The sequence below is a fragment of the Sphingopyxis sp. GW821-FHT10B01 genome, from assembly GCF_059415685.1.
In genome coordinates this window covers 362,364-379,419 of record NZ_JBWKNS010000002.1, presented here as the reverse complement: position 1 = coordinate 379,419, position 17,056 = coordinate 362,364, and the positions used below count along the sequence as shown (strand labels likewise).

Genomic DNA, 17,056 nt, shown 5'->3' with positions numbered 1-17,056 from the left:
TTGGTTCAATCGTCGATCGCGGCGTGGACAAGCGTCTTGACCTCGCGCCGCACGGGATAGGTGGATGAGGGCATCAGCTGGGTCATGAAGACCATGCAAATCTGTTCGACCGGATCGACGAAGAAACCGGTCGAGAACATGCCGCCCCAGTAGAAATCGCCCGCCGAACCCGGGATGCCGGCGTCGGCGGGGTTGAGCGTGACCGCGAAGCCGAGCCCGAAGCCGACCCCGGCATTTTCGTCTTCGCTGAACACGCCGACGCTATGCTTCGTGAGGTCGCCGCCGCCGACCAGATGGTTCGACATCATCAGGTCGAGCGTCTTGCGGCTGATAATGCGAACCCCGTCGAGCTTGCCGCCGCCGAGCAGCATCAGGCAGAAACGGTGATAGTCGGCAAGGGTCGAGACGAGCCCGCCGCCGCCCGAATGAAAGCTGCGATCCTTCGCCCAGCGGCTGCGGTCGCCGCCGTCGAACGGCTTCATCTTCTCGGTGGGGTGGAACATATAGCAGTCGGTCAGGCGGTGCTGCTGGTCGGCGGGGACCTGAAACCCGGTGTCGACCATGCCAAGCGGACCGAAGATTCGGCCCTGCAGCACCTCGGCAAAAGGCTTGCCCTCGATCCGTTCGATCACCGCGCCGAGGACATCGGTCGCCATCGAATAATTCCAGTGCGCGCCGGGGTCGAACTGCAACGGAAGCTTGGCGAGGTCGGCGATGAAGCTGTCCATCGTATAATCGGCGTCGAAATCGTCGATCTTCGCCTTGCGGTACGCGGCGTCGACCGGGGTGCGCTCCTGAAAGCCATAGGTCAGCCCCGCGGTGTGGCGCAGCAGGTCGACCATGCGGATCGGCTGCGCTGGCGGCCGGGTCAGGAAGGGAACATTGCCGCCGCCAGCAACGAACACGCCGGTGTCCCTGAACTCGGGGCAGAACTTCACCAGCGGGTCCGACAGCGCGACCTTGCCTTCCTCGACCAGCATCATGAAGGCGACCGAGGTGATCGGCTTGGTCATGCTGGCGATGCGGAAGATCGCGTCGTCCTTCAGCGCCTCGCCCGGCCGCGCGTCGCCGATGCACGACAGATGCGCGATCTCGCCGCGCCGCGACACCAATGTCGCCGCGTGCGGCAGGCGGCCGCTATCGACATATTTTGCGGCGAGAAAGGCCGGGATGCGGTCGAGCCGCGCTTTGTCGAAACCGTGTGACATCAGTGCCCCAATCTCAATGCGACGTCTGGCCGAGCAACTGGCGCGTTACCGGGTGCGAGCTGGTGAGCCCGCCGTCGACCGCGATCGCCTGTCCGTTGACATAGCTCGCCTGATCGCTGGCGAGGAACAGCGCGACATTGGCGAGCTCTTCGGGCTGCGCTGCGCGCTTCAATGGATTGAGCTGGCCCAGCTTGTGGGTGACCTCCTTGGCCTTGGCATAGTCGAAGGTCGGCTTGGTCATCCCCGTTTCGGTGAGGCCGGGGCAGATCGCGTTGACGCGCACGCCGCTGGTCGTCAGTTGCTGCGCTGCGGTCTTGGCGAGGTTGATCACGCCGGCCTTCGATGCCGAATAAGCCCCCGGACCCGCGCCCGAATTGAGGCCTGCGACGCTCGCGGTCAGCACGATCGCGCCGCCGCGGCCCTGATCGACCATCGCCTTGCCCGCATGCTTCACCATCAGCGCGGGGCCGATCAGGTTGACGCGCAGCGTCTCGGCCCAGGCGACCGGATCGAAATCGAAAATCCCGCCCATGTCGCCGATGATCCCGGCGTTGGCGAAGGCGATGTCGAGCGCACCATAGCTGTCCTTGGCGGTCGCAACGAGCTTCGCGACATCGGCCTCGACCCCGGCGTCGATTTCCAGCGCGACGGCCTCGCCGCCGGCATCCTTCACCAGCTGCGCGGTCTCATGCACCGCGGCCGTCTTGTCGCCGAGGACGAGCTTGGCCCCCTCGGCGGCAAAGCGCAGCGCGCTCGCGCGGCCGATGCCCGAACCGGCACCCGTGATAATCGCAATCTTGCCGTCCAACGCGCCCATCATGCGCCTCCCGAAATCGTGGCTCCGCCATCGCAAACGATGGTCTGGCCGGTGGTGAATGCCCCCGCCTTGCTGGCAAGGAAGACCGCGGCGCCCGCGATCTCGTGCGGTTCGCCGATCCGCTTCAGCGTCGAAGCGGCGGTCGATCGTTTCAGATTCTCTTCATTTTCCCACAAGGCGCGCGCCATGTCGGTGCGCACGAGGCCGGGCGCGATGCAGTTGACGCGCACGCCGCGCGGTCCGAACTCGACCGAAAAATTGCGCGCGACCTGCATGTCGGCGGCCTTGGAAATCCCGTAAGCACCGATGATCGGCGATCCCTTCAGCCCGCCGATCGAGCTGATGATGGTGATCGATCCTTCGCCGCGTTCGAGCATCTCGGGCGCGACCATCGTGATCAGCCAGTGGTTGGACAGGATATTATTGTCCATGATCTTGCGGAACTGGTCGTCGCTGATCCCGAGCCCGGGGCCATAATAGGGGTTCGACGCGGCGTTGCAGACGAGCGCGGTGATCTTGCCGAACGCCGCGCGCGTCTCGTTCACCAAATTCTGCAGATCATCCTTCGACGAGATGTTGGCGGCGACCGAAATTGCGGTGCCCTCGCCGAACTTCGCGTTGATTTCGGCCGCGGTGGCGTCGCAGGCATCCTGCTTGCGGCTCGAAATCACGACCTTCGCGCCTTGCTCGGCCATCGCCTCCGCGGTCGCCTTGCCGATGCCGCGCGACGATCCGGTGATCAGCGCGACCTGCCCCGTCATGTCGAACAGGCTCATGCGCCGGCCTTTTTTGCAAAGTCCCATGCCTTTTCGGCGAGCGGACGGACGCGTTCGGACATGTCCTTCGCATGCTGCGACGAGGCGGTGCCTTCGATCACGCGCTTCTTGATGCCCTGGATGATCCCCGCGAGGCGGAAGAAATTATAAGCGAAATACCAGTTCATGTCGGGCACGCCGTCGCGGCCGGTCGCGGCACAATAGCGTTCGACCACCTCGTCGAGTTCGGGGATTCCCAGCGCCTTGCGATCGAGGTCCATGACGCCCGAACGTCCGCCATTTTCGGTCACCCACGCCATCGCCACATAGGTGAAATCGGCGAGCGGGTCGCCCAATGTCGACAATTCCCAGTCGAGTACCGCGAGCACCTCGGGCCGATCCCGGGCAAAGATCATATTGTCGATGCGATAGTCGCCATGGACGACGCTGGTGCGCGTCTGTTCGGGTAAGGTCGCCGGCAGCCAGGCGATCAGCTGCTCCATCTCGTCCATCGTTTCGGTTTCGGACAGCCGGTACTGCTTGGTCCAGCGATCGACCTGACGGCCAAAATAATTGCCCGGCTTGCCATAATCCGACAGCCCCGCCGCCTCGACATCGACGGCGTGCAGCGCCGCGAGCGTATCGATCATCGCGTCATAGGTCGCGCGGCGATTTTCCGGGGTCGATCCCGGCATCGCGCCGTCCCAGATGGTCTGGCCATCGACCATGCCCATCACATAGAACCAGCTGCCGACGACCGCGTCATCGGTGCACAGTCCATATTGGCGCGCGACGGGGAAACCCGCCTTATGGAGTCCCGCCTGTACCTTATATTCGCGGTCGACCGCGTGCGCCGAGGGGAGCAGCTGGCCGTAAGGCTTGCGCCGGAGCACATAATTGCCCGACGGCGCGCTGATCTTGTAGGTCGGGTTCGACTGGCCGCCGGCAAATTTATGCTGGGCCAGCGGGCCTTCAAAGCCCTCGACATTCGCTTCCATCCACTGGGTCAGCTTCGCTTCGTCGAGGATGTCGGCGCCCTCGGGGGCGACGGTGCCGCTAAAGGCCTTTTGTGCGTCCAATGTCATTGGTCGAATACGATCACCGACCGCGCGGCGTCGCCCTTCTTCATCTTGTCGAACCCTTCGTTGATCCGTTCGAGCGGGATCGTCTCGGCAACGATACTGTCGAGGTCGAGCAGGCCGCGGAGGTAGAAATCGACGAGGCGCGGGATATCAACGGGGAAGCGGTTGCCGCCCATGATCGCGCCCTGCAATTTCTTGCCCGAAAGCAGGTCCATCGCGCTGAGCCCGACCTTCTCGGACAGCGGCATCATGCCGAGGATCGTCGCGGTGCCGCCGCGGCGCAGCGAGGCAACCGCGAGGCTGGCCGAGGCCGGACGCCCGACGGCTTCGATGGCGTGATCGACGCCGCCCTTGGTCAGTTCGAGGATCTGCTTCGCGGCATCGGCATCCATCGCGTCGACGACGTCGGTCGCGCCGAGCTTCATCGCCAGCGCGCGTTTCTCGGGAACCGGGTCGGCGGCGATGATGCGCCCCGCGCCCGCGATCTTTGCGGCGTTGATCGTCGCGAGCCCGACGCCGCCGCAGCCGACGACGGCAACGGTCTCGCCCGGCGTCACCTTGCACGCGTTGAAGATCGTCCCCGCACCCGTCGTCACCGCGCAGCCGATGACCGCGGCGCGGTCGAGCGGCATGTCGGGGTTGATCGCGACACACGCATGCTCGTGGACGAGCATCGTTTCGGCAAAGGCCGAGAGATTGAGCATCTGGTTGACGATGCTGCCGTCGGGCCGCGTGATCCGCGGTGCCGATCCGGCGGCGCGGCGCGTATCGCCGCCCATGCACAGCGACATGCGTCCGGTGACGCAATATTCGCAGTGGCCACAGAAAGCCGACAGGCAGGTGACGACCGCGTCGCCGACCTTGACCGTACGCACTTCGCTGCCGACCGCCTCGACGATGCCGGCGGCTTCATGGCCGGGGATCGCGGGCAGGGGGTGCGGATAGGCACCGTCGATGAAATGCAGGTCCGAATGACACAGCCCGCAGGCGGCGGTACGGATACGCACCTCGTGCGGGCCGCAATCGGCGATAATGACATCCTCGATCGACAGCGGCTTGCCCGGTTCGATCAGAATCGCGGCTTTGGTCATAGGAAAACTAACCTCTCTGGCCGTTCGCCCCGAGCCTGTCGAAGGGCCGACCTTTCTTGCGCGGTGAAGAAGGGCGGTGCTTCGACAAGCTCGGCACGAACGGACTATTGCTCTTAACGCGAAGCCCCGATGTCGCCCGACGAGAAACCCGGCTCGCTCGCTTCGCTATGCTTGGCGAATTCGATGCGGGCGATCGCGCGTTCGTGCACTTCGTCGGGACCGTCGGCCAGCCGCAGCGTGCGCTGGTGGGCATAGGCCTTGGCGAGCCCGAAATCCTCCGACACGCCCGCGCCGCCATGCGCCTGGATCGCGTCGTCGATGATTTTCAGCGCCATGTTCGGCGCCTGCACCTTGATCATCGCAATCTCGGCGGCGGCCGACTTGTTGCCGACCTTGTCCATCATGTCGGCGGCCTTCAGGCACAAGAGGCGCGTCATCTCGATATCGATGCGCGCGCGGGCAAGGCGATGTTCCCAGATGCTGTATTCGGCGACCTTCTTGCCGAAGGCGACGCGCGACTGCAGCCGTTTCGCCATCTTGGCTATCGCCTCCTCGGCGACCCCGATCGTGCGCATGCAATGGTGGATGCGGCCGGGGCCGAGGCGCCCCTGCGCGATCTCGAAGCCGCGGCCTTCGCCGAGCAGCATCGCGTCGACGGCGTTGACGCGGACATCCTTCAGCTCGATTTCCATATGACCATGCGGCGCATCGTCATAACCGAAGACGGGCAGGTGGCGCAGGATGGTCACGCCCGGCGCACCCAGCGGCATCAGCACCATCGACTGCTGCGCGTGGCGCTTGGCGGCGAAGTCGGTCTTGCCCATCACGATTGCGATATTGCAACGCGGATCGCCCGCGCCCGACGACCACCATTTGGTGCCGTTGATGACATAATCGTCGCCGTCGCGCTCGATGCGCGTTTCGATGTTCGTCGCGTCGGACGATGCGACGCGCGGCTCGGTCATCAGAAAGGCCGAACGGATCTGTCCGTTCATCAAGGGCAGCAGATATTTTTCCTTCTGCGCGCGCGTCCCGTAGCGGTGGAAGACCTCCATATTGCCGGTGTCGGGCGCCGAGCAGTTGAACACTTCGCTGGCAAAGCCGACGCGGCCCATTTCCTCGGCGCACAGCGCATATTCGAGGTTCGAAAGGCCCGGGCCTTCGAATTCGATCGTTTCGTCGACATGATGATGTGCCGCCGACTTGGGCGGCATGAACAGGTTCCAGATCCCGGCTTCTTTCGCCTCGGCCTTCAGATCCTCGACGATCTGGATGACCTTCCAGCGGTCGTCGGCCTTGTCCTGTTCGTTATAGATGGGGACGGCGGGGCGCACCTTGCGCTCGATGAAATCGCGCACCCGATCGCGCCAGTAGACCTGCCGGTCGGTGAGGTCGAAATCCATCTTCGCATCCTTCCCTTTACGTTCACGTAAACCATTGGACCGATTCGTCGGCCTTGCCAAGTCCCGCGGACCCGAAATACCATCATTCCGCCGTGCGGCGACATTATCGTTACGGATGCGCTCCGCTGGCATCGGGTTCGGCGCGCGCGGCGTCGTCGAGCAGCGCCAGCCGTGCCTCATGATCGGCGCGCGAAATCGGAAAGCGCCGCATCACGACGAGCCCGAGTGTTCCGATGACGAGGATCGCGAGCGCATAGCCCAACGCGAGATTGCCGAGCACGTCGCCGCCAACCTCGCCCGGCTTCGCACTGGCCGGAAAGGCCGCGAAGGACAGGATCAGCCCGGCGGCAAAGATTCCGATACCGGTCGCGCATTTCTGCATGAAGAAAAAGCCCGCGAAGAACAGCCCCTCGGACCGGCGCCCCGTCTCGCTCTGCGATGCTTCGACGACGTCGGCCATCATCGACGAGGAGAGGATCATCAGGATGATCGAGAAGGTGTTGCCGATGAAAACCAGCGCGAACATCGCCGCGACGCTGGGTTTGCCGGGCAGGCCGGGGAACACGCCCTGGATCCACGCGAAATAGATGCCGCTGTTGACGAGCAGCGCGATGGCGCCGGCAACAATCGCGCCGTCGCGCTTGCCGAGCCGGGCCGACATCGGCGCGACCAGCAGGAAGGCGGCGACCATCGTCCCGAACAGCAGGAAGACATAGGCGATCATCTCGCCCTGTGTGAACTGCCAGAAAAAGCCGAGCAGATAATTGTTCATCGAGAAGGTGATGCCCTGATTCACATATCCGAACAGCGCCGCAAATATCAGCCACAGGAAGGCCCGGTTCGACAGCGTGTCGCGCATGTCGCGTACGATATGGCGCAGCGATGTTGCGGGCTTGACGTCGGCCAGGTTCGACACCGCAATTCGCTTGTGTTGCCCGGCGGCCGAGATCAGCACGGCGCCCGACATCATCAGCGCGCCGGCGAGCGCGTAGGGGAAATAGCCGTCGGGATCGACGAGCCCCTTCGCGCCGCCGAAAAAGACGCCATAGGCGAGCAGCAGGATGACGAGCCCGCCGCCCCAGCCGAACAGATAGCGAAAGCGCATGACGGCGGTCCGCTCGTCATAGTCGCCGGTCAGTTCGGGGACGATCGCGACCGATGGCACCTCGCACATCGACACCAGCGAGCGGACGATGATTGCGAAACCGATCAGCCAGGCGACCGTCATCGTGTCGCTCATCGCGGGCGGGCTCCACAGCAGCATCCACGCGATCGCGAGCGGGATCGGTGCGCCGTAAAGCCAGGGCAGGCGACGGCCCCAGCGGCTGCGCGTGCGGTCGGTGAGTTCGCCGATCACCGGATCGACAAAGGCGTCGGCGATCAACGCAACCATGATTGCAAGCCCGACGATGCCCGCATCGAGCCCGATGACCTGGTTGTAGAAAAGGAGCAGGAAGGTCGAAAACCCGTTGTCCTTGATGCCATAGGCGATGCTGCCAAGGCCGTGGGTGACCTTCAGCCAGACGGGAAGCCGTGCGGGCGCGGGAACCGTCGCCGTCGCCGTGTTCACGCGTCGGCCCCGGTCTTTGCGGCCTCCTCCATCGCAACGAGGGCGTCGAACAGGCCGGGGGCTTCGGGGTCCCAGGCGTGGCGCTGGCCGATGGTCAGCCCGCCGTCGACCAGCATATGCGTGCCGGTCATGAAGGAGGATTCTTCGCTCGCGAGGTACGCGACGGCGTTGGCGATATCTTCGGGCTGGCCGCCGCGCGCGACGGGCTGCGCGGCTTCGCTCATCCCCGCGATGATCGCCTTCGCCATGTCCTTGTTTTCGTCGGGCACGTCGAGCGACGAGGTGAAGATATTGGTGTTGATGAAGCCGGGGCAGATCGCGTTGACGCGGATGCCGTAGCGCGCGAGGTCGGTCGCCGCGACCTTGGACAGATGGAGCACGCCCGCCTTGGCGACGGCATAGGCGATCGGCGAATAGCCCGCACCAAGCGCCGCGACGCTCGCGGTGTTGACGATCGACGCGCCCTTGCGGCCCTTCATATGCGGCGCCGCATAACGGATTCCCATCGCGACCGACTTCAGCACCAGGTCCATCGTCCGGTCCCAGCCCTCGGGGCTGATCTCGTCGATGGGGGCGCGGTCCCCCGCGGCGGCGGCATTGTTGAACACGATGTCGATGCCGCCGCCTTTCGTGGCGGCTTCATTCATCAGCGCTTCGATATCGGTGGGCTTGGTCACGTCGCAGCGGACGAAATCGATCTTGCCGTTCGACGCGGCGGCGAGCGCCTGTCCGCCGGCTTCGTCGATGTCGGCGGCGAAGACATGCGCCCCTTCGCTGGCCAGTTTTAACACTGCGGCTTTGCCGATTCCCGACGCGGCTCCGGTGACGACGGCAATCTTGCCTGCGAATCGCATACCCATTCTCCCGTTTTCTTTTGCCACTTAGCTTAGGCGCCAAAGGGGACGCGTCAACGGCGGTCAAACCGACGCTACGGCGCCGTAACGGCAGGTGGCCTCCTCCAAGTTGACGCTTGCGTAAAGCAGGCGACTGCTCGTAGATTTGGGGCAGGAAGAGGAGCCTGAAACATGAGCGATCTGGACGCTTTTCGTGCCGAAGTGCGCGGCTGGCTGGAGGCGAACTGCCCCGCCGAAATGCGCGAACCCATCCGCGAGGAAGGCGATGTCTGCTGGGGCGGGCGCAATTGGGTGTTCAAGAATGATGCCCAGAAAATATGGCTCGAGGCCTGTGTTTCCAAAGGCTACACCGTCCCCGACTGGCCCAAAGCCTATGGCGGCGCCGGGCTGACCCCCGAACAGACCAAGGTCCTCAAACAGGAAATGAAGCGCATCAACGCGCGCTCGCCGCTCGACAGCTTCGGCATCTGGATGCTTGGCCCCGCGCTGCTGCAATTCGGCACAGAGGAGCAGAAGGTCGCGTATCTGAATCCGATCGCGCGCGGCGAAATCCGCTGGTGCCAGGGCTATTCGGAACCCGGCTCGGGCAGCGACCTCGTGTCCCTGCAGACCTTCGGCGAAGACAAGGGCGATCATTGGGTCGTCAACGGGTCGAAGATCTGGACCAGCTATGCCGACAAGGCCGACTGGATTTTCTGCCTCGTCCGCACCGACAAGGCGAACAAATATCAGGGCATCACCTTCATGCTCTTCGACATGGCGAGCAAGGGCGTCACGACCAAGCCGATCCTCTTGATCAGCGGCAACTCGCCCTTCTGCGAAACCTTCTTCGACGATGTCGAAGTGCCCAAGACGCAGTTCATCGGCGAGATCAACCGCGGCTGGGACGTCGCCAAATATCTGCTCGGCCACGAACGCGAGATGATCTCGGGCGGCGGCGCGGGCGGCGACATGGTCAGCATCGGCGGCGCCTTTGCCAAGGCGTTCGGCAAGAATGCGGCGGGCGAACTCGACGATCCGATCCTGCGCGCCGAAATGGCGGCGTTCGACGTCGATGTCTTCGCGTACCGCGCGATGGGCGAACGCTTCATGGACATGTGGAAGACCGGCCGCGCGCATCCGGCGTCGTCGAACATGATGAAATATGTCGGCACCGAGCTCAACAAGCGCCGCCACGAACTGGTGATGTCGGGCGGCGGCAGCGAAGCGCTCGAATGGGACAGCGAAGCGACGAAGGGCGGCGCGCGTGCCCGCGGCTGGCTGCGCACCAAGGCCAATTCGATCGAAGGCGGGACGAGCGAAGTCATGCTCAACGTCATCGCCAAGCGTATCCTCGATTTGCCGGGGGCTTAACATTTCTCCCCTCCCGCTTGCGGGAGGGGCAGCGAGGCTTGCGAACTTGTTCGCTAGCCGCAGCGGGGTGGGGCGATGCGACGGTGCTGGCCCACCCCTAACCCCTCCCGCAGGCGGGAGGGGAACTGGAGAGAAAAGACATGCCGCTCTATCACAATGACGACCAGGCGATGCTCAAGGACAGCGTCGCCCCCTTCGTGGCCGAACAAGCGCCCGTCTCGCACCTGCGCAAACTGCGCGACAGCGCCGACGCCACCGGCTTTTCGCGTGAGCTCTGGACGCAGTTCACCGAAATGGGCCTGCCCGGCATGCTCGTTCCCGAAGCGCATGGCGGGCTCGGCATGGGGCATATGGAGGCGGGCATCGTGCTCGAGGAAATCGGCCGCAACCTGACCCCGTCGCCTTTCCTGTCGACCAGCGTCGGCGCCGTCGCTGCGCTCGCCAAGGCGGGCGGCACGCAGGCGGGGCGCTGGCTCCCGGCGATTGCATCGGGCGAGGCGATCGTCGCGCTCGCGATCGACGAGGGCGCCAAGCACCGCCCCGACCGCATCGCGACCACCGCGACGCGCGCCGGGAACGGCTTCCGCCTCGACGGCAAGAAAAGCTTCGTCCTCCACGGCCATGTCGCCGACATCAGCATCGTTGCGGCCAAGACCGACGGTGGCATCACCCTGTTCGCGGTGCCGAAGGATGCGAAAGGCCTGACCGCCGACCCGCGCCGCCTCGTCGACTCCAGCCTTGCGAGCCATGTCACGCTCGACGGGGTCGAAGTCGATGCCGATGCGGTGATCGGTGAGGTCGATGCCGGCGAAGAGGTGCTGAACGCGCTGCTCGCCGCCACCCGCGCCGGGTCGGCCGCCGAACTCGTCGGGGTCGGGCAGGGCGCGATGGACATGACGGTGGGTTACCTCAAGGAACGCAAGCAGTTCGGCAAGCTGATCGGCGAGTTCCAAGGGCTCCAGCACCGCGCCGCGCATCTCTATGGCGAGATGGAAGTCGCGCGCGCCACGGTGATGAAGGCGCAGCAGCTGCTCGACGAGGGCAGCGAGGGCGCGAAGCTGATGGTCTCGGTCGCGAAAGCGAAGGCTGGCCGCGCCGCCAACCTTGCAGTGCGCGAGGGTGTGCAGATGCACGGCGGCATCGGCATGACCGACGAATATGACATCGGCCTCTATATGAAACGCGACCGCGCGCTCGCCGAATATATGGGCGATGTCCATTATCACATCGACCAGGTCGCCCGCATGAACGGTTACTAGATTCACCAAGCCCCTCCTCTTCAGAGGAGGGGTAGCGAGACTTGCGAACTTGTTCGCTAGTCGCAGCGGGGTGGTGATCCGCACCGGCGTCCACCACCCCAACCCCTCCTCTGAAGAGGAGGGGCTTCAAGCGGAGAAACATTATGAACCTTCAAGACATGTTCGGCCTCGACGGCCGCATCGCACTCGTCACCGGCGGCTCGCGCGGGATCGGCAAGATGATCGTCGAGGGCTATCTCGCCGCAGGCGCGGCGCGCGTCTATATCTCGGCGCGCAAGAGCGCGCAGATCGAGGAAGCCGTCGCCGATTTCGAAACGCGCTACCCCGGCAAGGTCATCGGGCTGCCGGTCGACCTGTCGACCGTCGAGGGTTGCCGTGCGCTCGCATCGGAACTCGAAGCGCGCGAAGAGCGCCTCGACATCCTCGTCAACAATGCCGGCGCCGCATGGGGCGAACCCTTCGAGGGCTTCCCCGAGGCGGGCTGGGACAAGGTGATGGACATCAACGTCAAATCGCCCTTCTTCCTGACGCAGGCGCTGCACGGGCTGCTCAAGGGCGCGGGCACACACGATCGCCCGGCAAAGGTCATCAATATCGGTTCGATCGATGGCCAGCGGCTCAACCCATGGGAAACCTACAGCTACCACGCGTCGAAAGCCGCGATCCTCTACCTCACCAAGCGCCTCGCGGCGCGGCTGGTGCACGACCATATCCTCGTCACCGCGATCGCGCCGGGCGCGTTCCAGTCGGACATGAACAAGGCGGCGCGCGATCATGGCGATGCGGTGGCGCAAAGCATTCCGGTCAAGCGCATCGGCATCCCCGAGGACATGGCGGGTGCCGCGATCTTCCTCGCGTCGAAGGCGGGCGACTATGTCGTCGGCGATACGATCACCGTCGATGGCGGGCTCGTCCACGGCGACGTGCGGACCAGCATCGACGCCTGATCCCGGCCTCCCTTCCATCGTCACCCCGGACTTGATCCGGGGTCCATGGCTGCGACCGCTGTTATGGATGCCGGATCAAGTCCGGCATGACGAAAAGGGGAGCAATTGACTCGTCCGCGATCAAGGTGTATTATTTAACTAATGCACCAAGGAGATAGTCCATGCGTCTCGCGTTCCTGATCCCCCCGATGATGCTCCTCGCCGCGTGCGGGTCGGAGGAGAAGAAGACCGGGGAGGGCACCGAAGTCTCGATCAACGCCGGCGACGAGCATGGCGGGGTCCAGATCAAGACCGGCAAGGATGGCGGGAATATCAAGATCGGCGGCGACGGCGCCGCGATCGACATCGACATTCCCGATTTCGTCGACCTCAACATCGAAGACGATTTCGATATCGACGGCGTGAAACTCTATCCGGGCAGCAAGGTCACCAAGGTCGATGTCGACGCGAACGACAAAAATGGCACCGACAAGGCCGTGGTGAAACTCGGCTTTACCTCGCCCGCCGCGCCGACGAAGGCGGCCGACTGGATGGCGGGCGAATTCGCCAAAAAGGGCGTCAAGGTCACGCGCAGCGGCGACACGCTCGCGGGCAAGGACAAGGACGGCGCCGATTTCACGATCAACTTCGCCCCCGACGGCGCGACCGCCAGGGGTGAGGTCGTGATTACCAAGGTCTGAGCAAGGCGCCGATGTGAACCCCGGCGAAAGCCGGGGCCCAGAATTCTTAAGCCGCGCTAGGCCCCGGCTTTCGCCGGGGTTCACATATTACCCGCTGTTCCGCAGCGCCGTCGCGATCGCGTTGATCGTCAGCTGGATGCCCTCGGCGATGCGCGGGTCGGTTTCGCCGGCGCGGTGCCGCTTCATCAGCTCGATCTGGAGCAGGTTGAGCGGCTCGATATAGGGCAGGCGGAGGCGGATCGACGCTTCGAGCGCGGGGTTTTTGTCGAGCAGCCGTGTCTGTCCGGTAATAGCGAGCAACCCGTCGTGCGCGCGGTTCCAGCCGTCGCGGATGCGGCCAAAGATCGCATCATGCCCGTCGATATTGCTTGCCAGTTCGGCATAGCGCGCCGCGATCCCCATGTCCGATTTCGCGAGCACCATCTCCATATTGCCGAGCAATGCGGCGAAGAAGGGCCAGCCCGTCGCCATGTCGGTCAGCAGCGCCTTGTCCTCGAACGCGGCAAAACCCTCGCCGGTGCCGTACCAGCCGGGCAGCATCGCGCGCGATTGGGCCCAGCTGAACACCCACGGAATTGCGCGCAAATCCTCGATCGCGCTGCTCTTCGTCCGGCTCGATGGCCGCGACCCGATCTTCAGCGTCGCGATCTCGGCGATCGGGGTCATCGCGCGGAAGAAATCCTTGAACGCCGGCGTGTCATAGACGAGCCCGCGATAGGCGGCGAAAGCGCTGCCCGATACCGCATCCATCGCCGCGGTGAAGCGCACCGCATCGGCGTCGCTCAACATCTCGGGTTCGAGGCTGGCGAGCAGGCTCGCCGACACCATTGCCTCGAGGTTCGTCGCCGCGCTGTCGGCGGTGCCATATTTGGCCGCGATCACTTCGCCCTGTTCGGTGATGCGGATGCGCCCCTGCACCGTGCCCGCGGGCTGCGCGCGGATCGCGGCAAAGGCGCTGCCGCCGCCGCGACCGACGGCGCCGCCGCGGCCGTGGAACAATTGCATCGCGGTGTCGGCCTCCTCGAACACCGGGGTCAGCGCCTGCGAGGACTGGTAAAGCCCCCAGGTCGAGGTCAGATAACCGCCGTCCTTGTTCGAATCCGAATAGCCGATCATCACTTCCTGATGCCCGCGCTGTCCGATCTGCGGGCCGATTTCGGGCATCGCGAAATAGCGCGCCATGATCGCGGGCGCGCGGCCCAAGTCGTCGATCGTCTCGAACAAGGGTACGACCATCAGGTTCGATTGGCCCGCCGCGTCGCCGCTGCGCCACAGCCCTGCTTCGCGCGCGAGGACATGGACCTCGAGCAGGTCGGAGAGGTCCTGCGCCATGCTGATGATCCATTGGCAGATCGCGTCATTGCCCAGCCGCGCACGGACGTCGGCGGCGGCGTGGACGATCGCGAGTTCGCCCGCGGTCTCGTCGCTCCATTGATGCCACGGCGCGGCGAGCGGCCGGTCGCTTTGCAGCTCGGCCGTGAGCAGGGCGACGCGCGCCTCTTCATCCAGCGCCAGATAATCGGCGCACACGCCCGAAACCTTGAGCAACTCGGCGAGCACGCGCTCATGCACTGCGCTGTTCTGCCGCATGTCGAGCGTCGCAAGATGGAACCCGAACACTTCGACCGCACGGATGAGCCGCCCGAGCGCACCGATGCCGCCGAATTGGCCCTGGCTGTTCGCCGACAGGCCGTTGGCGATGGTAACGAGGTCGCGGCGGAAATCGGCGGGGGTGGCATAGGGCGCGCCGGTCAGCGCCGAAGGACGCGGCGGCGCGCGGCCGACGATCTCGGCATAGGTCGCGCACAACCGCGCATAAATTCCCGACAGCGCGCGGCGATAGGGTTCGTCGCGGCGGCTCGGCGCGGCATCGCCGCTCGCCTCGGCCAGCGCTTCGACGGCGTCGGGCACCGCAGCGAGGCTCGCCGACACCGACAGCTCGGCGCCGAGGCGGTGGACCGCATCGATATAATGGCCGAGCACCGCCGCGGCGTTGCGCGCCGTTGCCATGTGCATCGTCTCGGCGGTGACGAAGGGATTGCCGTCGCGGTCGCCGCCGATCCAGCTGCCGACCCGCAGGAAGCTCGCGGGACGCTGTCCCAGCTCGGCTTCCCAGCGCGCATAGAGCTTCGGCACCACGGGCAGGAACACGTCGCGCAAATAGGTCAGCGCATTGTCGATCTCGTCGGCGACGAACAATTTTTCGGTGCGCAGCGGGCGCGTTTGCCACAACAGCACGATCTGCCGCCGGATCGCCTCCTCGACGACATCGCCCTCGGGCGTTTCGTCGGCGCCGCTGTCGCGCAGCAGCATCAGTTCGGCGATGCGGTTCTTGTGGTCGAGCACCGACTTGCGGCGCACCTCGGTCGGGTGCGCGGTGAGCACCGGCGCGACGAGCGAGGCGCTCAGCAAGGCCGCGATCGCATCGCCGTCGATGCCGTCGGCGCGCAGCTTTTCGATCGCCGCCGCGACCGTCGCCTCGGGCTCGGCGGCGACCCCCTGCCGGTCCTCGGCGAGGTTGGCGAGCATCGAAAACAGCATGAAGCCGCGGACAAAGGCGATCGTGTCGTCGAGGCTGAGCGCATCGAGCCCCGGATCGATCGCCTCGGCGCCCGCAATCCCGCGGTGCCGGTCGACGCTCGACGAGCGGATATATTCGGTCTGACGGAATAATTTATCGCCGCCATAGGCGCGGATGACGTCGCCGAGGATCCGCCCCAAATAGCGGATGTCGGGATTTTGCGAGATCTGGATAGGCGGGCCCATGGCCGCCTTTGCTGCACCTGCGAAGGCGCAGCGTCAAGCCGGGGGTGTTCGCGCATAGCTATGCGCGAACACCCTGCTTCCGGTCAGCGCGTCCGGACCATGACCAATGTGCCGAGGTCGATTCGCGGGCGACCGTCGAAGGTCACGCCATTGTGGGTATCGGTGATGAACATCAATTTCCCCGAGGCGTCGGTAATCCGCGCCGAAACCGAGTAGCGACCGCGCGGGTCGAGCTTGCGCTGGTCGACGGTCAGCGAAAAGGCGAAGGGCACCTGCCGGCCGTCGGCGGTGAACGATTGCTGCGCGATCGTCTTCGACGGCGCGTCCATCAGGCTGACGTCGCTGAGTTGGATTTCGACCTGCGCCGTCGGCGGCAGCGCCATACGTTCGCGATAAGTGACGTTGCCGGTGACCGACACCGCCTGTTCCGAAGGCGCGATTGTCGCGCAGGCGGCGAGCAGCGGCGCGGCGATCGCGCTGACGGCGAGCATACGGGTGATGCGAACCATGATATTTCTCCTTTTTCGATGGTTGGCGGCCGCCTAGTCCCATCGAGGTGAACCCATGCTGTCGCGCCCGTTGTGCGCCTGTCAGCCTTCCAGTTCAACATCCCAATACAGCCAGTCGATCCAGCTTTCGTGCAGATAGCCGGGCGGAAAGGCGCGGCCGTTATCCTGCAGCTGCCAGCTCGTCGGGCGCCAGGGCTGGCGATAGATCGGCATATGTGCCTGTTGCGGCGTGCGTCCGCCCTTTTTGAGGTTGCACGGCGCGCAGGCGGTGGTGACATTTTCCCAGCTCGTCCGCCCGCCGAGGCGGCGCGGCACGACATGGTCGAAGGTCAGATCCTTGCCCGACCCGCAATATTGGCACGCGAACCGGTCGCGCAGGAACAGGTTGAAACGCGTGAAGGCGGGATGCTGCGACGGCTTCACATATTGGCGCAGCGCGATGACGCTCGGGATCGGCATCGTCTTTGTCGGCGAATGGATTTCGCGTTCGTAATTTTCGATGATGGTGACGCGGTCGAGGAAAACCGCCTTGACCGCGGTTTGCCAGGGCCACAGGCTCAAGGGATAATAGCTGAGCGGCGTATAGTCGGCATTCAGGACAAGAGCAGGACAATTATCGGGATGCCGGGCGAGATCGGGATGAAACATGGCTCTAGGACGCTGCCCCCATATTTGCGCGGGTTGGCGCGCCACTGCCTTCCCCAAGTGACAGCGTCATTACATGCCGCATCAGAATCTGACGTCAAGGGGGCTTTTGCCGCA

The 17,056-nt window shown here is 64.7% G+C and carries 15 protein-coding genes; 4 read left to right on the top strand and 11 right to left on the bottom strand.

All coding sequences use genetic code 11. From position 1 onward, the window contains the following. Positions 1-5 precede the first annotated feature (5 nt). The 8 genes from AC07NV_RS06260 to AC07NV_RS06225 all read right to left on the bottom strand — a co-directional run bounded on the left by AC07NV_RS06260 (position 6) and on the right by AC07NV_RS06225 (position 8,780). Positions 6-1,208, bottom strand: coding sequence for a serine hydrolase domain-containing protein (locus AC07NV_RS06260; RefSeq protein ID WP_495165480.1), 1,203 nt, complete (start codon positions 1,206-1,208; stop codon positions 6-8). 13 nt (positions 1,209-1,221) lie between these two features. Next, complete coding sequence (locus AC07NV_RS06255) at positions 1,222-2,025, bottom strand: SDR family NAD(P)-dependent oxidoreductase (RefSeq protein ID WP_495165995.1); 804 nt, start codon at positions 2,023-2,025, stop codon at positions 1,222-1,224. After that, positions 2,025-2,801, bottom strand: coding sequence for an SDR family NAD(P)-dependent oxidoreductase (locus AC07NV_RS06250; RefSeq protein WP_495165479.1), 777 nt, complete (start codon positions 2,799-2,801; stop codon positions 2,025-2,027). The genes AC07NV_RS06255 and AC07NV_RS06250 overlap by 1 nt, the downstream gene beginning before the upstream one ends. After that, a complete protein-coding gene (locus tag AC07NV_RS06245) occupies positions 2,798-3,865 on the bottom strand; it encodes a phosphotransferase family protein (protein WP_495165478.1) in 1,068 nt (355 codons plus the stop codon). Before AC07NV_RS06245 ends, AC07NV_RS06250 begins: the two co-directional genes overlap by 4 nt. After that, positions 3,862-4,953 carry a Zn-dependent alcohol dehydrogenase gene (locus AC07NV_RS06240; protein ID WP_495165477.1) on the bottom strand — a complete coding sequence of 364 codons (1,092 nt, stop codon included), beginning with the start codon at positions 4,951-4,953 and terminating at the stop codon, positions 3,862-3,864. The genes AC07NV_RS06245 and AC07NV_RS06240 overlap by 4 nt, the downstream gene beginning before the upstream one ends. A gap of 113 nt (positions 4,954-5,066) precedes the next feature. Further along, positions 5,067-6,356, bottom strand: coding sequence for an acyl-CoA dehydrogenase family protein (locus AC07NV_RS06235; RefSeq protein WP_495165476.1), 1,290 nt, complete (start codon positions 6,354-6,356; stop codon positions 5,067-5,069). Positions 6,357-6,465: 109 nt separating this feature from the next. Continuing rightward, positions 6,466-7,926 (bottom strand): MFS transporter, encoded by a 1,461-nt coding sequence (locus AC07NV_RS06230; RefSeq protein WP_495165475.1) that lies wholly within the window; start codon positions 7,924-7,926, stop codon positions 6,466-6,468. Continuing rightward, a complete protein-coding gene (locus tag AC07NV_RS06225; protein WP_495165994.1) occupies positions 7,923-8,780 on the bottom strand; it encodes an SDR family NAD(P)-dependent oxidoreductase in 858 nt (285 codons plus the stop codon). The genes AC07NV_RS06230 and AC07NV_RS06225 overlap by 4 nt, the downstream gene beginning before the upstream one ends. Positions 8,781-8,951: 171 nt before the next feature. Here AC07NV_RS06225 and AC07NV_RS06220 point away from each other — a divergent pair, with 171 nt between their 5' ends. The 4 genes from AC07NV_RS06220 to AC07NV_RS06205 all read left to right on the top strand — a co-directional run bounded on the left by AC07NV_RS06220 (position 8,952) and on the right by AC07NV_RS06205 (position 13,019). Then, positions 8,952-10,133, top strand: coding sequence for an acyl-CoA dehydrogenase family protein (locus AC07NV_RS06220; protein ID WP_495165474.1), 1,182 nt, complete (start codon positions 8,952-8,954; stop codon positions 10,131-10,133). A gap of 140 nt (positions 10,134-10,273) precedes the next feature. Next, positions 10,274-11,392, top strand: a complete 1,119-nt coding sequence (locus AC07NV_RS06215; RefSeq protein WP_495165473.1) for an acyl-CoA dehydrogenase family protein — start codon at positions 10,274-10,276, stop codon at positions 11,390-11,392. Between the two features lie 143 nt (positions 11,393-11,535). Then, positions 11,536-12,339: an SDR family oxidoreductase gene (locus AC07NV_RS06210; RefSeq protein ID WP_495165472.1), complete on the top strand. Its 804-nt coding sequence runs from the start codon at positions 11,536-11,538 to the stop codon at positions 12,337-12,339. Positions 12,340-12,500: 161 nt separating this feature from the next. Next, positions 12,501-13,019: a hypothetical protein gene (locus AC07NV_RS06205; protein ID WP_495165471.1), complete on the top strand. Its 519-nt coding sequence runs from the start codon at positions 12,501-12,503 to the stop codon at positions 13,017-13,019. Between the two features lie 87 nt (positions 13,020-13,106). Here AC07NV_RS06205 and ppc read toward each other — a convergent pair whose 3' ends face one another. The 3 genes from ppc to AC07NV_RS06190 form a co-directional block, all read right to left on the bottom strand. Beyond that, positions 13,107-15,785 (bottom strand): phosphoenolpyruvate carboxylase, encoded by a 2,679-nt coding sequence (ppc, locus tag AC07NV_RS06200; RefSeq protein WP_495165470.1) that lies wholly within the window; start codon positions 15,783-15,785, stop codon positions 13,107-13,109. Between the two features lie 83 nt (positions 15,786-15,868). After that, positions 15,869-16,294 carry a YbaY family lipoprotein gene (locus AC07NV_RS06195; RefSeq protein WP_495165469.1) on the bottom strand — a complete coding sequence of 142 codons (426 nt, stop codon included), beginning with the start codon at positions 16,292-16,294 and terminating at the stop codon, positions 15,869-15,871. 81 nt (positions 16,295-16,375) lie between these two features. Next, on the bottom strand, positions 16,376-16,942 hold the full coding sequence (locus tag AC07NV_RS06190; RefSeq protein WP_495165468.1) for an HNH endonuclease: 567 nt from the start codon (positions 16,940-16,942) through the stop codon (positions 16,376-16,378). Positions 16,943-17,056: the final 114 nt, after the last annotated feature.

Bases quoted from the DNA above. Each gene is read 5' to 3' on its own strand.
- AC07NV_RS06260 (WP_495165480.1), bottom strand. From the start codon at position 1,208: ATGTCACACGGTTTCGACAAAGCGCGGCTCGACCGCATCCCGGCCTTT.
- AC07NV_RS06255 (WP_495165995.1), bottom strand. From the start codon at position 2,025: ATGGGCGCGTTGGACGGCAAGATTGCGATTATCACGGGTGCCGGTTCG.
- AC07NV_RS06250 (WP_495165479.1), bottom strand. From the start codon at position 2,801: ATGAGCCTGTTCGACATGACGGGGCAGGTCGCGCTGATCACCGGATCG.
- AC07NV_RS06245 (WP_495165478.1), bottom strand. From the start codon at position 3,865: ATGACATTGGACGCACAAAAGGCCTTTAGCGGCACCGTCGCCCCCGAG.
- AC07NV_RS06240 (WP_495165477.1), bottom strand. From the start codon at position 4,953: ATGACCAAAGCCGCGATTCTGATCGAACCGGGCAAGCCGCTGTCGATC.
- AC07NV_RS06235 (WP_495165476.1), bottom strand. From the start codon at position 6,356: ATGGATTTCGACCTCACCGACCGGCAGGTCTACTGGCGCGATCGGGTG.
- AC07NV_RS06225 (WP_495165994.1), bottom strand. From the start codon at position 8,780: ATGCGATTCGCAGGCAAGATTGCCGTCGTCACCGGAGCCGCGTCGGGA.
- AC07NV_RS06220 (WP_495165474.1), top strand. From the start codon at position 8,952: ATGAGCGATCTGGACGCTTTTCGTGCCGAAGTGCGCGGCTGGCTGGAG.
- AC07NV_RS06215 (WP_495165473.1), top strand. From the start codon at position 10,274: ATGCCGCTCTATCACAATGACGACCAGGCGATGCTCAAGGACAGCGTC.
- AC07NV_RS06210 (WP_495165472.1), top strand. From the start codon at position 11,536: ATGAACCTTCAAGACATGTTCGGCCTCGACGGCCGCATCGCACTCGTC.
- AC07NV_RS06205 (WP_495165471.1), top strand. From the start codon at position 12,501: ATGCGTCTCGCGTTCCTGATCCCCCCGATGATGCTCCTCGCCGCGTGC.
- ppc (WP_495165470.1), bottom strand. From the start codon at position 15,785: ATGGGCCCGCCTATCCAGATCTCGCAAAATCCCGACATCCGCTATTTG.
- AC07NV_RS06195 (WP_495165469.1), bottom strand. From the start codon at position 16,294: ATGGTTCGCATCACCCGTATGCTCGCCGTCAGCGCGATCGCCGCGCCG.
- AC07NV_RS06190 (WP_495165468.1), bottom strand. From the start codon at position 16,942: ATGTTTCATCCCGATCTCGCCCGGCATCCCGATAATTGTCCTGCTCTT.